Source organism: Shinella daejeonensis (genome assembly GCF_024281235.1).
Classification (GTDB): Bacteria; Pseudomonadota; Alphaproteobacteria; order Rhizobiales; family Rhizobiaceae; genus Shinella; species Shinella daejeonensis.
The window spans coordinates 43,101-58,751 of sequence record NZ_JAHWXY010000003.1 but is presented as its reverse complement, the minus strand read 5'-3'; the positions used below and the strand labels follow the sequence as shown (position 1 = coordinate 58,751).

The following is a 15,651-nucleotide window of genomic DNA, read 5'->3' as shown; positions in this document are numbered from 1 at the left end:
CGAAAATGCTTGATATCAAATGGATCCGTGACAACGCCGATGCCCTCGACGCCGCTCTCGCCAAGCGCGGCGCAAGCCCGCTCGCCCGTTTTCTGATCGATCTCGACGAGAAGCGCCGCACCGTCATCCAGAAGGCGCAGGACATGCAATCGCGCCGCAACGCCGCCTCCAAGGAGATCGGCGCGGCCATGGCCGGAGGCAACGCCGATCTCGCCGGAAAACTGAAGGCGGAGGTCGCCGATCTCAAGAACCTGCTGCCGGCGGCCGAGGACGAGGAACGCCAGGTCACGGCGGAGCTTAACGACGCCCTGTCGCGCATTCCCAATATCCCCTTCGACGACGTGCCGGTCGGCAAGGACGAGACGGACAATGTCGAGAAACTGAAGTGGGGAGAAAAGCCAGGCTGGGGCCATAAACCGCACGAGCACTACGAGATCGGCGAAGCGCTTGGTCTCATGGACGCCGAAGCGGCGGCGCGGATCGCCGGCGCGCGCTTCACGGTTCTCAAGGGCCAGCTCGCGCGCCTCGAACGGGCGCTCGGCCAGTTCATGATCGATCTGCACACGCAGGAGCATGGCTATACGGAAACGCATGTGCCGCTGCTCGTGCGCGACGACGCCATGTATGGCACCGGCCAGCTTCCGAAATTTTCCGAGGACCTGTTCCGCACGACCGATGGCCGCTGGCTGATTCCGACGGCGGAGGTCTCGCTGACCAATCTGGCGCGCGAGCAGATCCTCGATCAGGAGGAACTGCCGCTGCGCTTCACCGCGCTGACGCCGTGCTTCCGCTCGGAAGCGGGATCGGCCGGGCGCGACACGCGCGGCATGCTCCGCCAGCATCAGTTCATGAAATGCGAACTGGTTTCGATCACCGATGCGGAAAGCTCGGTTGACGAACTGGAGCGCATGACCGACTGCGCGCAGGAAGTGCTGAAGCGGCTCGGCCTGCATTACCGCATGGTGACGCTATGCACCGGCGACATGGGCTTCGGCGCGCGTAAGACCTACGACATCGAGGTCTGGCTGCCGGGACAGGACACCTATCGCGAGATTTCGTCCTGCTCGGTCTGCGGTGATTTCCAGGCGCGGCGCATGAATGCGCGCTATCGCGGCAAGGACGACAAGACGCCGAGATTCGTCCATACGCTCAACGGATCGGGAACGGCTGTCGGCCGCGCGCTGATCGCCGTGATGGAGAATTATCTGGAGGCGGACGGTTCGATCACCGTCCCTGACGCATTGCTGCCCTATATGGGCGGACTGAAGAAGATCGAGAAGGCTGTCTGACGCGGCGCCGGCGGAGATGAAATGCGCATTCTTCTGACCAACGACGACGGCATTCACGCCGAGGGAATCGCGGTGCTGGAGCGGATCGCCCGCACGCTGACCGACGACGTCTGGATCGTCGCGCCGGAAACGGATCAGAGCGGGCTTGCGCATTCGCTATCGCTCTCGGAGCCGCTGCGCTTGCGCAAGGTTGCGGATCGCCATTTCGCGTTGCGCGGAACGCCGACGGATTGCGTCATCATGGGCGTGCGCGAGGTTCTCGACAAGAAGCCGGACCTCGTGCTTTCCGGCGTCAACGTCGGCGCCAATGTGGCCGACGACGTGACCTATTCGGGCACGATCGCCGGCGCGATCGAGGGAACCCTCCAGGGTATACGCTCCATCGCGCTCAGCCAGGCCTGCGAGCACGCCGCCGGCCGTCTCGTTCCCTGGGAGGTGGCCGAAAGCTATGCTCCGCGCCTCATCCGCCAGTTGATAGAGGTCGATCTGCCGGACGGCACCTTCTTCAATCTCAACTTCCCGAACTGCGCGGCTTCCGAACTGCGGGGGATCAATGTCACCAGTCAGGGCAAGCTCGATTTCGGCCTGTCCATCGACAAGCGGGCGGACGGCCGCGGCCATCCCTACTATTGGCTGCGCTTCGGCGAGAGGAATGGCGACTTTCGCGCCGGAACCGACATCCATGCGCTGAAGAACCGCCGTATCTCCATTACGCCGCTGAAGCTCGATCTCACCGATTACGCCGTGTTGGACCGGGTGCAGGCGACCTTGAGCAGCGAGGTCGACGATTGAACGGACGGCTGATCGAGAAAGAAGGATTTGCCGCGCTTGCGCTACGGCTGCGCGGAGAGGGTATCAACAACCTCGATCTTCTTACGGCCGTCGAGCAGACGCCCCGCACGCTGTTCGCGCCGCTGCAATTCACCAGTGAAGCCTATTCGAGCCGGACGCTGCCGCTCGACTGCGGATCCTTCATGGAAGGCGTCGACCTGGCGGTGCGTCTTTTGCATATCCTCGATCTCAAGGCAGGCCAGCGCGTGCTCGAGGTCGGGACCGGCAGCGGTTTCACGGCCGCTGTCATGGGACGGCTCACGGAGCGGGTGTTGAGCGTCGACCGCTACCGGACCCTCGTTGCCGGTGCGCAGCAGGGGCTGGAGAAGGCGGGCGTGCGCAACGTCATCGTCCGTCAGGCGGACGGGAGCAACGGCTTGCAGGGCGAGGGCACCTTCGACCGCATCTTCGTGACGGCCGCCTTTCCGGCCCTGCCGCGCTTTTTCGCCGAACAGCTCGTATCCGGCGGCATGCTGGTTGCGCCCGTCATGGTGAGCGACACCGAATGCCGCATGCTGAAACTGGTGAAGACCGGCAGTCGCTTCGATCGCGAGGATCTTTTTTCCGTTCCCTATCAGCCGATCGTGGAACATATCGCACAGGCGCTCTGATCCTTCGTCTTCCGCCTCACGGTCATAAAGGTTAATTTTTCATTAACTGGCGCAAGCTTCGCGCAAGCCTCGATCCCTATCGTCGAAAAAGATTATTTTCCACGCTGAACGCCGGACAAGAAGGCTTGGATCCGGCCGTTTCGACGGAGATGGATAATGCACGTCTCAAACAGGATCGCGAGCGGCTCGACCAGCGACACGCCTGGCAACCTGGCGGCAAAAGCGGCTGGCAAGGCGGTCGAGGAAGATGGCGAGAGCGGCTCGTCCGCGCAACTCTCGGGAGGAAGCTACGATCCTTCTGCGCTCGTCTTCCTGTCGGTGGACGCCTTGCTCGTGCTCAGCGCCTCGCAGAACGAGACCGGTCGGCCCGGAACGGCGCGTCACGGCGATTTCGATGCGGCAGCGCTTGCAACGCTCGAATACGAATCCTTCGGCCATTTCCTGGACGAGGGCAATCGCACCGCCTATTACCGGGCCTATCTCGATTACCATGACGGCATGCCGCCGGCAGAACTTCCGGCTGAACGGCGCGTGGAAACCCCGTTTGACGAGGCTGTCGTCCGCCAGACGACGGCCACCGACCGCCACGCCACGCCCATCGCCGCGATCCTCCATCCGGCAGGCCCGGCCGGGGAAACCCCTTCGCGTCCTGCCGGCGGCATATCGCGCGCAACGACGATGTATGCGCTCGGTTTCTGAGGGGCGCCATCGGTCTGGCATCCGTGCCGAGACGCATCATGGTTATCAATTGTTCAAAAATCCGGCCGGATAGGCCGACTTTAACCGGCCAGTAACTCTAACGCGCTTTAATCGTCCCATGTTTAGTGGTGTATCGGTTGGGTTTGGACATGCGTAAGAGTGTATCGCCGCGTCATGGTAGGACAGGACTCCGTCTCCTCGTGGTGGCCTTGCTGGCCGGTGCTGCGACAGGATGCAGTTCCGACGTCTCGCGGTTCGACGGGCTCTTCTCGCGCTCCGGATCGGATGCGATGACCACCGGTTCCATTCCCCGGCGATCCTATTCCGGCGGTGACTCGGTTCCGAGCCAGAATGTCGGTAATGACGGGCAATACGCTGCTACGGCTCCCTCCTATTCCTACGGTCAGGACACCATCAGCCGCGAACCGGTCAATGCGTCCACCGACGGCGGATCCGGCGCGCGGTTTGCGACCACGCCCATGTCGGTGGAGCGTTCCAATCTGGCCGCCCCGGGCGCGGCCGCGAGCCGTGATGTCGCGATAGCCCAGCCAATGCCGCAGCGCCGGGCCGAAACGCCCGGCAACGCCGATACGCTCACGACAGGCACCGTCGGCAAGGCGAAGGCCGGCTGGTCGACGAACAATGCGCCGGTCGTGATGTTACGGCAGGGTGAGAGCCTCAAGACGCTCTCCAACCGCTACGGCGTGCCGGAAAAGGAAATTCTCGCGGCAAACGGCCTGAAAAAGGCGGCCGACGCCGAACCCGGCCAGCGGATCGTCATTCCCACGTTCAGCACGACGGACAGCGTCGCCAGGGCGAGCGCGGACGGCACGCTGAAGGTCGACGGCAAGCCGCCGGCGCCGGAGCGCAAGAGCGAGCAGAATGTCGCGATCCTGCCGGGCGCATCGAACCGCGAGAAACAGAAGCCGGACAGCGGCAATGCGTCCTCCAATGTTGCCACGGCCGGACAGGGCAAGCCGGGCGACGGGACTTTCTACGAAGTGCAGCCCGGCGACTCGCTGACCCGCATCGCCGGCAAGACGGGCGTTTCCATCGATGCGCTCAAGAAGGCGAATGGAATGGAAACCGCTTCGATCCGAATCGGCCAGAAACTGGTGATCCCGGCAGGAGGCTCGGCTCCGGCTCCGGCTTCTGCCGCGGCGGCGGACAAGACGGTTACCGCCTCCGTACCGGCGGACAGCAAGCCGAAGGATACCGCGGCGAAGAAACCGGAAAGCTACCAGCCCCCGGTCAAGACCGTCTCCATCTCCGAGGCGACGGCAAAATCCGACGTCACGGAAGACGCTCCGGAATCCAGCGGCATCGGCAAATACCGCTGGCCGGTGCGCGGGGCGGTCATCGCCGGCTACGGCGCGAATGTCGGCGGCAACCGCAATGACGGCATCGATATCGCCGTTCCGGAGGGAACGCCTGTCAAGGCGGCGGAAAACGGCGTCGTCATCTACGCCGGCAGCAGCCTGAAGGAACTCGGCAATGCGGTGCTGGTCCGCCATGACGACGGAACCGTGACGGTCTATGGCCATGCCTCGGAACTTTCGGTGCAGCGCGGCCAGAAGATCCAGCGGGGACAGACGGTCGCCACGTCCGGCATGAGCGGAAACGCGACCCGCCCGAAGCTCCATTTCGAAGTGCGCAAGAACGCAACGCCGGTCAATCCGATGACCTATCTGCAATAAGAGCACCTGACGAAAGCCCCGGAAAACCGGGGCTTTTGTCATTTTGTCAGGGGTTTTTCGAGACGACCGGCGAGATCCTGGATGAATTGCCAGGCGACGCGTCCGGAGCGCGAACCGCGGGTGGTCGACCATTCCAGCGCTTCGGCGTGAAGCTGTTCGACCGGAATGCCGAGATCGAAGTGCCGGGCATAGGCCTCGATCATCTCCAGATATTCCTGCTGGCTGCATTTGTAGAAGCCGAGCCAGAGGCCGAAACGGTCGGAGAGCGAGACCTTCTCCTCCACCGCTTCCGACGGATTTATGGCGGTCGACTGCTCGTTCTCCATCATGTCGCGCGGCAACAGGTGGCGGCGATTGGACGTGGCGTAAAGAACGACGTTGTCGGGCCGGCCTTCGATGCCGCCGTCGAGCGCCGCCTTGAGCGACTTATAGGACGTGTCGTCATGGTCGAAGGAGAGATCGTCGCAGAAGACGATGACCGGAAAGGATGCCTCCTTGAGGATTTCCATCAGCGTCGGCAGCGTCGCGATATCCTCGCGGTGCACCTCGACGAGCTTGAGGCCGCTTTCGCTTTCCTTGGCGGCGAGCGCATGCACGGCCTTGACGAGCGAGGACTTGCCCATGCCGCGCGCGCCCCAGAGCAGCACATTGTTGGCCGGCAGGCCGCGCGCGAAACGCAGCGTGTTGTCGATAAGGATATCGCGAACATGATCGACGCCCTGAATCAGCGCGATCTCGATGCGGTTCGGCCGTTTGACGGGCTGGAGATGCTGGTTGGCCGGCGCCCAAACGAAGCAGTCGGCCGCATCCCAGTCGTTGACGGCGGGGGCGGGGCCGGCGATGCGCTCGACGGCGGCGTTCAGCCGGGCGATCTCCGCCAGCAGCCGCGTGATATGTTCGTCCTGCAAGGTCTTCCTCCTGTATTGCCCGCCGGGTAGCATGTCCGGGCGGTCGTGGGGAAGGGGAAAGCGTTTGAAAACCACGGCTTTCCGGCACGCGTGTGTTGCAATCGGCCCCTGCTTGCCTATATTCCGGCAACCGAAACGGCCTCGGCCAGACGATCAACGATCTCCAGGAGTATATGATGTTCATAACCGAGGCTTTCGCCCAGACGGCACCCGGCGGAGCGGCCGGCGGCGCCGACATTCTCATGTCGGTTCTTCCGTTCCTGCTGATTTTCGTGGTGATGTACTTCCTCATCATCCGCCCGCAGCGCGCGGCCATGAAGCGCCGCGAGGAACTTCTGAAAAATATCCGTCGCGGCGATCAGGTCGTGGCCGGCGGTCTTCTGGGCCGCGTGACGAAGGTCGTCGATGATGGCGAACTGGAAGTGGAAATCGCGGAAGGCGTGAAGGTTCGCGTTGTGCGCAGCGGCGTCAGCGAGGTCCGCGTCAAGGGCGAGCCCGTCAAGGAATAAGTCCGATCTCCCGTCCGGCTGCGGCGCAGGCTGCGGCCGGTCGGAAACCGTCAGGTTTTCAACCGGCGCCGGCGCCAGGTTAGTCGAGACCGCGATGCAGAAAACCGCCCGCTGGCAAACTCCGTTCTATTGGCTCGTCCTCGTGGCGGGCCTTGCTGTTCTTCTGCCCTCGCTGCTGCCGGGAAATCTCGCAGGCGCACTCCATTCCCGCCGGCTCCAGCCCGGTCTCGATCTCGTCGGCGGTTCGCGCCTGACCCTTGAAGTCTCCCGCGCCGATGTGGCGGCGGACCAACTGCAAGCGGCGGTCGCGAAGACCGGCAGGACACTGCGGGCTGCCGGCATTCCCTACGCCGGCCTTTACGGTGCGGACGGCGCGGTGAGCGTCACGGTGACGGCGGCGGACCAGACGACGGCCGCGCAGGAAACGCTGGCGGCCGGCGGCATCGGTACGGTGAGCCAAAGCGCGCCCGGCCAGTTCCGCGTCGCACTGCCCGCAAGCGCGATCGATGCGGCGGTGCACGAGGCGGCCGTCCTTTCCCTCGACGCCGTACGCCGCCGGATCGAGACGCTGGCGATCCCCGATCTCTCCGTGGAGCGACGGTCTGGCGACCGCCTCGCGATCTCGATGCCGGGTCTTGCCGATCCGCAGCGGGTCAAGGACCTGCTCGCGCAGCGAGGGCAGCTCTCCGCTCATCTGGTCGATACGCGCATGCCGGCCAATAAGGCGATCGAACAAGGCGCGCCGGAGGGGACGGAGGTCCTCTATTCGACCGGTGAGCCGCCCGTCGGCTATCTTCTCGCTCGCGATGCGCTCTTCACCGTTGCCGATATCGCATCGGCCGTGCCGGCGATCGGTGGCGGACCCGGCATCGATTTCCGCCTGAATCCGGAAGCGGCCGCAAGGCTGGAAACCTTCACCCGCGACAATCCCGGCAGGTCGATCGCCATCGTGCTTGACGACCAGGTGATCTCGACCGCCGACGTGCGCGGCGTCAACGCGGATGGAACCGGCACGCTGACCGGCGACTTCGACGCGGAGGGCGCGGCCAATCTGGCGCGCGTCGTTGCCAGCGGCGCGCTTCCCGCATCGCTGACGATCATCGAGGAGCGCTCCATCGAGCCCGTGCTCGGCAAGGCGTCCGTCGGCTCCGTCGTGCTGGCGGTGGTCGCCGCGGTGCTTGCCGTGGTGGCGGTCATGGTCGTCTTTTACGGCGCACTCGGGTTGATCGCCTCGCTTTCGTTGATCTTCAACCTTGTGCTCATCTTCGCGGTGCTCACGCTCGCCGGCGCGCCGCTCTCGCTTTCGATGATCGCCGGCATCGTTCTGTCGGTCGGCGTGGCGGTCGATGCCGCCGTGCTCATCTTCGAGCGGATTCGCGAGGAGTTGAAGGGCGGACGCTCGCTTGCGCAGGCGCTCGACGGCGGATTCGGCCGCGCCCGGGCCACGGTGCTCGATGCCGGGGCGACCATGCTGATCGCCGTCGCCGTCCTGTTCTTCCTGTCCGCCCCCCCGGTGCAGGCTTTCGCGCAGGCGGTCGGGGTCGGCCTTCTCGCCACGCTGTTCACGACCTTCGGGCCGACGCAGGCCATGGTGCGCGCCTGGCTTCGCCGCAAGGGTGCGGATCATCTGCCGAAAGGCGTTCGCTCGGGCCTGTTCGACCGTCTCAACCTGCGCTTCATGGCGGTGCGCAACCTCGTCTTCCTGCTGGTGGCCGTCTGCTCGCTTGCCGTCGCCGGCCTGCTCGTTTCGGGAAAACTCGGTCTCGGCATCGATTTCACCGGTGGCGCGGCGCTGGAGGTGCAGGCCAAGGCGGGAACGGCGGATCTCGACGGCATCGCGGCGACACTTTCCGATACGGGACTGGACGTGCTGAGCGTCGAGCGGCATGGCCCCGCCTCGCGCGCCCTCGTGCGGCTCGCGGCGCAGGGCGAAGGCGAAAACGCCGAACAGACCGCGGTGCTGGTGGCGCGCGGCGAACTGGAGGACGACTACGATCTGCGGCGCGTGGACGTGGTAGGCCCCGCCATCTCCGGCGAATTGATCCGGGCGGCCACCCTCGGCCTGGGGGTCGGCCTGCTGGCGCTGGTCGCTTATATATGGGTGCGTTTCGAATGGCATTTCGCCATCGGGGCGATCATTTCACTCGCCCATGACGTTTTCTTCATGCTTGGCTTCCTCGCGCTTGCCGGCATCGAGTTCAACATCGGCGCGGTGGCGGCGATCCTCATGGTCGCCGGCTATTCGCTCAATGATACGATGGTCGTCTATGATCGCATCCGCGAGAACCTGCGGCTTTTCCGCCGCATGCCGCTGCCCATCCTGATCGACGACGCGATCAACAGGACGCTGTCGCGCACCATGCTGACGTCGATCACCACGCTGCTGGCGCTTGCCGCACTCGCGGCGTTCGGCGGCGAGGCCGTACGGACATTCGCGCTGACGCTTCTCGTCGGGGTCGCGATCGGGACGCTCTCCTCGATCTATATCGCCGGTCCCATTCTCATCCTGTTCCGGCTTCGGCCGGAGACCTATCGCCCGGGCAAGGGTGGCAAGGGCGCAACGGAGGCTTCAGTGTCGCATGGCTAGGGGTATAGAAATCCGGGACGCGCATTTTCCGGGTCGCGCGCCCATCGACGCCTATGGCAATGGCGGCTTCCGTTTCGCCGACATGTCGCATCGCGGCTCCATCCTCTGTCTGCCCTCGGGCATTCACGGCTGGGCTGTCGCAGCGGATGAACCCCTGACGGTTGCCGCCTTGCAGCGTGTGCTTGACGAAGCGGAGCAGATCGAGGTGCTGCTGGTGGGAACCGGGATGGAAATCCGGCCGCTGTCGGCGGAAATCCGCGCCGCGCTGAAGCAGCGCGGCGTCCGGTCCGATCCCATGAGCACGGGGGCGGCCGTCCGGACGTTCAATGTTCTGCTGGCGGAAAACCGGGCGGTCGCCGCCGCCCTCGTGGCCGTTTGAAGGAAAGACGGTTGCACCGTGACCGATGACAGACAGACCCATTACGCGCATTGCCTTGCGACATTGCGCGACACGGATCGCGACCGTTATCTCGCCTGCCTGCTTGCGCCCGCCGACAGGCGCGGCGCGCTTGCCGCCCTCTATGCCTTCCATGCGGAGATCGCGCGGGTGCGCGAGATCGCGCGCGAGCCGCTTCCCGGCGAAATCCGCCTGCAATGGTGGCGCGAGATGCTGGAAGGCAAGGGCAGGGGGGAAGCCATGGCCAATCCGCTCGCCGCCGGCCTTGTCGATTGTATCGAGGAAAATCGTCTTCCGGTCGGGGTGCTCCTCGATATGATCGAGGCCCGCATCTTCGATCTTTATGACGATCCGATGGAAAGCCGCTCCGCGCTGGAGGGCTATGCCGGCGAGACGGCCTCGGCGCTGATCCAGCTTGCAAGCCTCGTGCTCGATCCGGCGAAGGCGGCGGCCTCCGCCGTCGCGGCCGGCCATGCCGGCGTTGCCCAGACCGTGGCGGGGCTGCTTCTGCTCCTGCCGCTGCATCGCCGGCGCGGACAGGTCTATCTGCCCGCCGATCTCCTGTCGGCGACCGGCCTGTCGCGCGAAGCGCTGCTTTCCGGCAGCGACCGCCCCGCCGCGGCGCGGGCCGTCGAGGCTTTCGTCGGCTTCGGCCGCGACCATCTTGCAAAGGCGAAAGCGGCGGCGGGAACCGTTTCCCCCGGTAATTTTCCCGCCTTCCTGCCGGTTGCGCTCGTATCCGCTATTTTCGAACGGGCGGAACAGGCCGGAGCGGATACGCTCGATGTGTCGCTGCAATCGCCCCAGTGGCGTCGGCAGTGGCGCCTGTGGCGGGCGGCGCGCAGCGGGCGATTCTGATTACGAGAAGCGCGAAGCGGTTTTCCGCTCGCATCCCGCTTTGTCTCCTTGGACGCGATTTCGCGGCGTTCAGACCGATCCGGATCGAACGCATCGCGATCTGGAATATTCCGGCGGATGACGGTTTTGTAATCAGCGTCGTAAAACTGGCGCAAGCCTCGATCGATAGATGCTAGAATAGGCGGCGTTTCTGCCGCGGGCCGTTTCGCCCCTTGAGGAAAGTCGTGTCATGCTGTGGACCGTCGTTGCTCTTTGCCTGATCGTCGCTGTGGTGGTCCTGCAACTCCGCTTGCGCAGCCGCCGCCGCGCCGTCGACGGCGGCGAGGAGACCGGGGCCGCCATTCTTGAATTCGGCCGCGCTTTTCCGGGTGAAGCGATCCGCGCCGTCGTTTCCACGGCGGACGGGCGCGTTATTTTCCTGCGGTTGCATGATGGAAAGGCCGGCTGCATGCGTGCTGGCAGCCATCATTTCACCTGTCATCTGATCGAACCCGGCACGGTTCATGTCGAGGCGGTCGACGAGCGACGTCTGTCGGTCGCTTTCGCCAATCGGGGTTTCGAAGGCGGCGTCTTCGAGTTCCGCACGGCAGGGGATGCGGCGGAAGTGTCGCTGTGGCTGCTCGGCAGCTTCATGGCGCGGCCTGCGGATTGAGCCTGCGTTTCCTGCGTCAGAGGCCGAGCCAGCGGGCGCAGTCGGCAAGCGCGCGGGCGGCTGTCGCCTGCTTCTTGGCGAGCGCCTTGTCCTTTCCACGGAAGCGCTTCATTCCTTCCGGCTTGGTGATCACACCTGCTTCCAGCGGCGGAAACAGACCGAAATTGATATTCATCGGCTGGAAGGAGCGCTTGCCCGGCTCGTCGTCGGAAATGATATGGCCGCCGGTGATATGGCCGAGCAGCGCTCCGAAAGCCGTCGTTTCCGGCGGTAGCGCGGGCGTCTCGCCCTGGCGTTCCGCGACGGCGAAACGGCCCGCCAGAAGCCCGATGCCGGCGCTCTCCACATAGCCTTCGCAACCGGTGATCTGCCCTGCGAAACGAAGACCCGGTCGCCCCTTCAGGGTGAGCGTACGATCGAGCAGTGCCGGGGAGTTGATATAGGTGTTGCGATGGAGACCGCCGAGACGGGCGAATTCGGCATCTTCAAGCCCGGGGATCAGCCGGAAGATTTCCGCCTGCGCTCCATATTTCAGCTTCGTCTGGAAACCGACCATATTGTAGAGCGTGCCAAGGGCGTTGTCCTGGCGAAGTTGCACGACCGCATAGGGCTTGACCGTGGGATTGTGCGCGTTGGTGAGGCCCATCGGCTTCATCGGCCCGTGGCGCAGCGTCTCGCGTCCGCGTTGGGCCATGACTTCGATCGGCAGGCAGCCATCGAAATAGGGCGTGCCCTCCCACTCCTTGAAGCCTGTCGTGTCGCCGGCAAGCAGTGCGTCGATGAAGGTATTGTACTGCGCTTCGTCCAGCGGGCAGTTGATATAGTCCTTGCCCGTTCCGCCCGGCCCGACCTTGTCGTAGCGCGATTGATTCCAGCAGACGGACATGTCGATGCTGTGCGTGTGGATGATCGGCGCTATGGCGTCGAAGAACGCGAGCGAATCGGCGCCGGTGCGCTCCTGGATCGCCGCCGCCAGCGACGGCGCCGTAAGCGGGCCGGTGGCGATGATCGCCTGGTCCCAGTCTTCCGGCGGCAGGCCGGTCACCTCTTCGCGCGAGATGCTGATCAGCGGATGGGCTTCAAGCGCGGCGGTGACGGCGGCGGAAAAGCCTTCGCGGTCGACGGCGAGCGCGCCGCCGGCGGGAACCTGGTTGGCGTCCGCCGCCTGCATGATGAGCGAGCCCGCAAGCCGCATCTCCGCATGCAGGACGCCGACGGCGTTGCTGGTGGCGTCATCGGAGCGGAAGGAGTTGGAACAGACGAGTTCCGCAAGGCCGTCCGTCTTGTGCGCATCCGTGCCGCGCACGCCGCGCATCTCGTGAAGGACCACGGGAAGTCCGCTGCGGGCGATCTGCCATGCGGCTTCCGAGCCGGCAAGCCCGCCGCCGATGACATGGACAGGTTTTTGGGAAGGGGTATTCGTCATGTCGGGGTGGTTACCACGATGGCGTCGGACTTTCCATCTCCCGGAATCAAAAACGGCACCGGTGGGTGCCGTTTGAAGCATCCTTCGCGCATTTCCGCTTCGGGCCGCAGCGTCGAATTTCGACGGCGGTCTTAGCGGAAGGAGCGGGAAGCGATGTCGCGGATGTCGTGGCGGGTCAGGCCGATGTCCGACAGAGCGTGGTTCGACAGGTTGCCGAGCTCGTTCAGGGTGCGGCGGTAGCTGATCCAGTTCTTGGCGATGCGAATGGGGTTCATGACAGGTCTCCTCGGAAAGTTGGACCGGTCTTCAGGCGCACCGGTCGTTGATGTCTATCTACCTCAAACAGGCGCTTAAATGCAGTGCAAAATAAATACATCTGCCATGCATTTGTGCATAAGAAGGATCGAAAAAGAGGCAGCGTCTGCGGGTGCCTGCCGATGGCCGGAAAGCGGCATTATTTCAGCGGTTTGCGCCATCTTGACGAAAGACTGTCGCTATCCCGCCGAGTGGCGCGTGTCGCATTGTGCGATGCAGCATAATCCGACAAAAAAGAAACGCCTCCCGGGCGGACCCGGCAGGCGTTTGAGGAGGCCTTCGATGAGGCTGGATACTTACTTGACGGCGTTGCGTGCGACGTAGGGAATGTCGCTGCGGCCAATGCCGAGGTCATTGAGTTCACGGTCGGTCATGCGGCCGAGTTCGTTGACGGTCTGACGGTACTTGCGCCAGTTGTTGAAAGAACGTGCAATGTTCATGGTTCTACCCTTTCCTGATCGGCTCCCGTTCCGGGCGCCGCGCCTTTGCTTTCGATGATTGACATATAGGCTTTCGCACGAAAAAAGACAGCGATATTGCAGCAGATCAGCTATGCGTTTTACGCATGTCAAGCAGAAATTCAGGCAAAATTCGGGCTAAAATTCGGGCATAAAGCCACAAGTCTGAAGATTGCCCAGAGTCGCCTCGACGGGGAGTGCCGGTGAAGCGGGTTCCCCATGCGTTGTACGCATAACCATGCTGTCGGGATGAGAGGCGTCCGCCAAAGCAACAACGCCCGCCGGGGGAGGAGGTCCGGCGGGCGTCGTTCAGGGTGATTGGCAACCGGGAGGAGAAGTGTTGCCAATCGTATCGCGGCAGCGCTGGGAGGAGGAGGGCGCTGCGGCGAATTTCAGTCGATACCCGTTTCCGGCCATCGGGTCTTCCGGCATCATGCCGCGGACGACCGCTCCGTTTGCCTTGACCTTCGCTGGAACGAAACGCCGCGCCGGATGCAAGGCCGGATCAACATCGATCCGTTGCCCTTCTTATAGAACGGGAAGCGGGATTTGTGCAGTGCAATATGGGCATGGTTGCCATGCGCTTGACGCATGCCATGTTCTTCTCCTGTCCGAAAGCAACGAAGAGGGGATAAGGATGCCATGCCCCGCTTGCCCGCTGGCGAATTTCTCCCGGGCCTGTATCGTTCGTTCCGGCAGGATCGAAGACAGGATCGACGATGTATAGAAGCTGGCTTGAACGCGACCTGAAGCGCTGGACGACGCAGGGTCTCCTTGACGGATCGGTGTCCGACCGCCTGCTGGAGGAATATGATTCACGCGAAAGCGCGTTCAGTCTCGGCCGCACGTTGATCATCATCGCCGCGCTGCTGGTGGCGACGGCAATCCTGCTGCTGGTGGCGTCGAACTGGGAGGCGATCCCGCGCAGCCTGCGGCTTTTCGGTATCGTGCTGGTGATCTGGGTCGCCTATGGCCTGGGCGCGGTCTTGCAGACGCGCGGCTTCGAGCGGACCGCAGCGGCTCTCCTCGTTGTCGGAACGCTTGCTTTTGGCGGGGCGATTTCGCTTGTCGGGCAGATGTATCATCTTTCCGGCGATGCGGCGCAGGCCATGCTTGTCTGGTTTGCCGGCGCGGTGACGGCCGCCGCGCTCTTCCGATCGGCTGCGCTGACCACCGTTGCGGGCTTTCTCGCCTTCGTGGTCGCCGGCGCGGATGGATGGCCGGCCCCGTCCCTCGCCGGGGGGCCGCTGCTCTGGCTCATGCCGCTGATGGCGGTGGCGGTGATCCTGCTGGTTCGCTATACCGGCGCGCGGCGAACCCGTCATCTCGCCTATCTGTTGCTCGTCACCTGGCTGGCCATCGTTTACGGCGAATATGAGTGGCTCTCCACGGCGCTCGCCATCGCCGCAGGCGGCGCTCTCGCCTATCTGGCCGCCGCCTTGCCGCAATCGCCGTTGCATCCGCTGGCCCGCAGCGCCGGCGCGGCACCGGCATTCTACGCCTATCTCGTCTTGCTTCTCGGTCTTCTGGCGTTGCATGCGGAATATGACGACGCCGGTGGTCGCCTGTTGATCGGCATCGTCACATTGGCCGTTTCGCTGGCCGGCATCGCCTTTTCCGGCCGTGACAACGGCGCGGTGCGCTATCTTGCGTATCTGGCCTTCGCGCTTGAAGTCCTCTATCTGGCGTCCGCCACTGTCGGCTCCATTCTCGGCACCTCGGGTTTCTTCCTGATGGCGGGTGTCGTCGTCGCCCTGATCGCCTGGGCGGTCGTTGTGCTGGAGCGCCGTTTTGCCGGCGGCAAGAGGCGAACGGGAGCCTGATCATGACCATTGCACGCTTTCGCTTCCCGCCGCTTTCCGCCGCCATGATCGTGGCTGCCCTGCAAACGGCGGTGCTCGGCTATATGGTGGAGGGGCGGGCGACGATCCTGCGCAATGGCGCAGAAATCCGCCTGAAGACCCAGCCGGTCGACCCCCGCGACCTTCTGCGCGGCGACTATGTGACGCTCTCCTATCCGATTTCGGTCATTCCGGCCGCCATCGTGACGGGAGAAAAGCCCCGGGAAAGCGGGCGTGCCCGGCTGTGGGTGCGGGTAAGGCCGGGTGACGGCGGCGACTTCGAGGCGACGGAGGCAAGCTTTGCCCATCTTCGCGCGGAGGAAGGCAGCGTCGTTCTGCGCACGCTTCCCTTCATCTATCATGGTGGAGCCGAAGGCCGGATTCCCGACAGGCTGTTCGTCCGTTATGGAATCGAGCGCTATTACGTGCCGGAAGGCGAGGGCCGGGTGCTGGAGGAGGCGCACAACCAGCAGGCGCTGGAGGTCGAGGTCCGCGTTTCCACCGGTGGAACGCCGCAGATCGCCCGCATCCTCCTGCGCGGCGAGCCGGTCTATGACGAACCGCTTTATTGAA

16 protein-coding genes are annotated in these 15,651 nt (G+C 64.2%); 12 read left to right on the top strand and 4 right to left on the bottom strand.

The genetic code is table 11. From position 1 onward, the window contains the following. Positions 1–5 precede the first annotated feature (5 nt). The 5 genes from serS to KYK29_RS10885 all read left to right on the top strand — a co-directional run bounded on the left by serS (position 6) and on the right by KYK29_RS10885 (position 5,127). Positions 6–1,289 carry a serine--tRNA ligase gene (gene serS, locus KYK29_RS10905; RefSeq protein ID WP_254690935.1) on the top strand — a complete coding sequence of 428 codons (1,284 nt, stop codon included), beginning with the start codon at positions 6–8 and terminating at the stop codon, positions 1,287–1,289. A gap of 21 nt (positions 1,290–1,310) precedes the next feature. Then, positions 1,311–2,081 (top strand): 5'/3'-nucleotidase SurE, encoded by a 771-nt coding sequence (gene surE / locus KYK29_RS10900; protein ID WP_254690934.1) that lies wholly within the window; start codon positions 1,311–1,313, stop codon positions 2,079–2,081. After that, complete coding sequence (locus KYK29_RS10895) at positions 2,078–2,731, top strand: protein-L-isoaspartate(D-aspartate) O-methyltransferase (RefSeq protein WP_254690933.1); 654 nt, start codon at positions 2,078–2,080, stop codon at positions 2,729–2,731. The genes surE and KYK29_RS10895 overlap by 4 nt, the downstream gene beginning before the upstream one ends. A 156-nt stretch (positions 2,732–2,887) precedes the next feature. Continuing rightward, a complete protein-coding gene (locus KYK29_RS10890; RefSeq protein WP_254690932.1) occupies positions 2,888–3,430 on the top strand; it encodes a hypothetical protein in 543 nt (180 codons plus the stop codon). A 149-nt stretch (positions 3,431–3,579) separates the two neighbouring features. Further along, positions 3,580–5,127, top strand: coding sequence for a peptidoglycan DD-metalloendopeptidase family protein (locus tag KYK29_RS10885; RefSeq protein ID WP_254690931.1), 1,548 nt, complete (start codon positions 3,580–3,582; stop codon positions 5,125–5,127). A 38-nt stretch (positions 5,128–5,165) separates the two neighbouring features. On the opposite strand, the gene KYK29_RS10880 is transcribed toward KYK29_RS10885, so the two are convergent. Further along, a complete protein-coding gene (locus KYK29_RS10880; protein WP_254690930.1) occupies positions 5,166–6,035 on the bottom strand; it encodes an ATP-binding protein in 870 nt (289 codons plus the stop codon). 176 nt (positions 6,036–6,211) lie between these two features. On the opposite strand from KYK29_RS10880, the gene yajC reads away from it, so the two are divergent. The 5 genes from yajC to KYK29_RS10855 all read left to right on the top strand — a co-directional run bounded on the left by yajC (position 6,212) and on the right by KYK29_RS10855 (position 11,038). After that, positions 6,212–6,544, top strand: coding sequence for a preprotein translocase subunit YajC (gene yajC, locus KYK29_RS10875; protein WP_254691269.1), 333 nt, complete (start codon positions 6,212–6,214; stop codon positions 6,542–6,544). A 94-nt stretch (positions 6,545–6,638) separates the two neighbouring features. Further along, complete coding sequence (gene secD / locus KYK29_RS10870) at positions 6,639–9,131, top strand: protein translocase subunit SecD (RefSeq protein WP_254690929.1); 2,493 nt, start codon at positions 6,639–6,641, stop codon at positions 9,129–9,131. Further along, entirely contained in the window at positions 9,124–9,510 is a 387-nt protein-coding gene (locus KYK29_RS10865) for an Mth938-like domain-containing protein (RefSeq protein ID WP_254690928.1), read from the top strand. The genes secD and KYK29_RS10865 overlap by 8 nt, the downstream gene beginning before the upstream one ends. 18 nt (positions 9,511–9,528) lie before the next feature. Continuing rightward, entirely contained in the window at positions 9,529–10,386 is an 858-nt protein-coding gene (locus KYK29_RS10860) for a phytoene/squalene synthase family protein (protein WP_254690927.1), read from the top strand. A 229-nt stretch (positions 10,387–10,615) separates the two neighbouring features. Beyond that, positions 10,616–11,038 (top strand): hypothetical protein, encoded by a 423-nt coding sequence (locus KYK29_RS10855; protein ID WP_254690926.1) that lies wholly within the window; start codon positions 10,616–10,618, stop codon positions 11,036–11,038. Positions 11,039–11,054: 16 nt separating this feature from the next. On the opposite strand, the gene trmFO is transcribed toward KYK29_RS10855, so the two are convergent. The 3 genes from trmFO to KYK29_RS10840 form a co-directional block, all read right to left on the bottom strand. Next, the gene (trmFO, locus tag KYK29_RS10850) at positions 11,055–12,464 is read right to left on the bottom strand and encodes a methylenetetrahydrofolate--tRNA-(uracil(54)-C(5))-methyltransferase (FADH(2)-oxidizing) TrmFO (protein ID WP_254690925.1); all 1,410 of its coding nucleotides are present in this window, start codon (positions 12,462–12,464) and stop codon (positions 11,055–11,057) included. Between the two features lie 131 nt (positions 12,465–12,595). After that, positions 12,596–12,739, bottom strand: a complete 144-nt coding sequence (locus KYK29_RS10845; RefSeq protein ID WP_254690924.1) for a DUF1127 domain-containing protein — start codon at positions 12,737–12,739, stop codon at positions 12,596–12,598. Positions 12,740–13,075: 336 nt separating this feature from the next. Further along, entirely contained in the window at positions 13,076–13,219 is a 144-nt protein-coding gene (locus tag KYK29_RS10840) for a DUF1127 domain-containing protein (protein ID WP_254690923.1), read from the bottom strand. A gap of 737 nt (positions 13,220–13,956) precedes the next feature. Here KYK29_RS10840 and KYK29_RS10835 point away from each other — a divergent pair. Together KYK29_RS10835 and KYK29_RS10830 are read left to right on the top strand one after the other, a co-directional pair. Beyond that, a complete protein-coding gene (locus KYK29_RS10835) occupies positions 13,957–15,060 on the top strand; it encodes a DUF2157 domain-containing protein (protein WP_254690922.1) in 1,104 nt (367 codons plus the stop codon). Positions 15,061–15,062: 2 nt separating this feature from the next. After that, on the top strand, positions 15,063–15,650 hold the full coding sequence (locus KYK29_RS10830) for a GDYXXLXY domain-containing protein (RefSeq protein ID WP_254690921.1): 588 nt from the start codon (positions 15,063–15,065) through the stop codon (positions 15,648–15,650). Position 15,651: the final 1 nt, after the last annotated feature.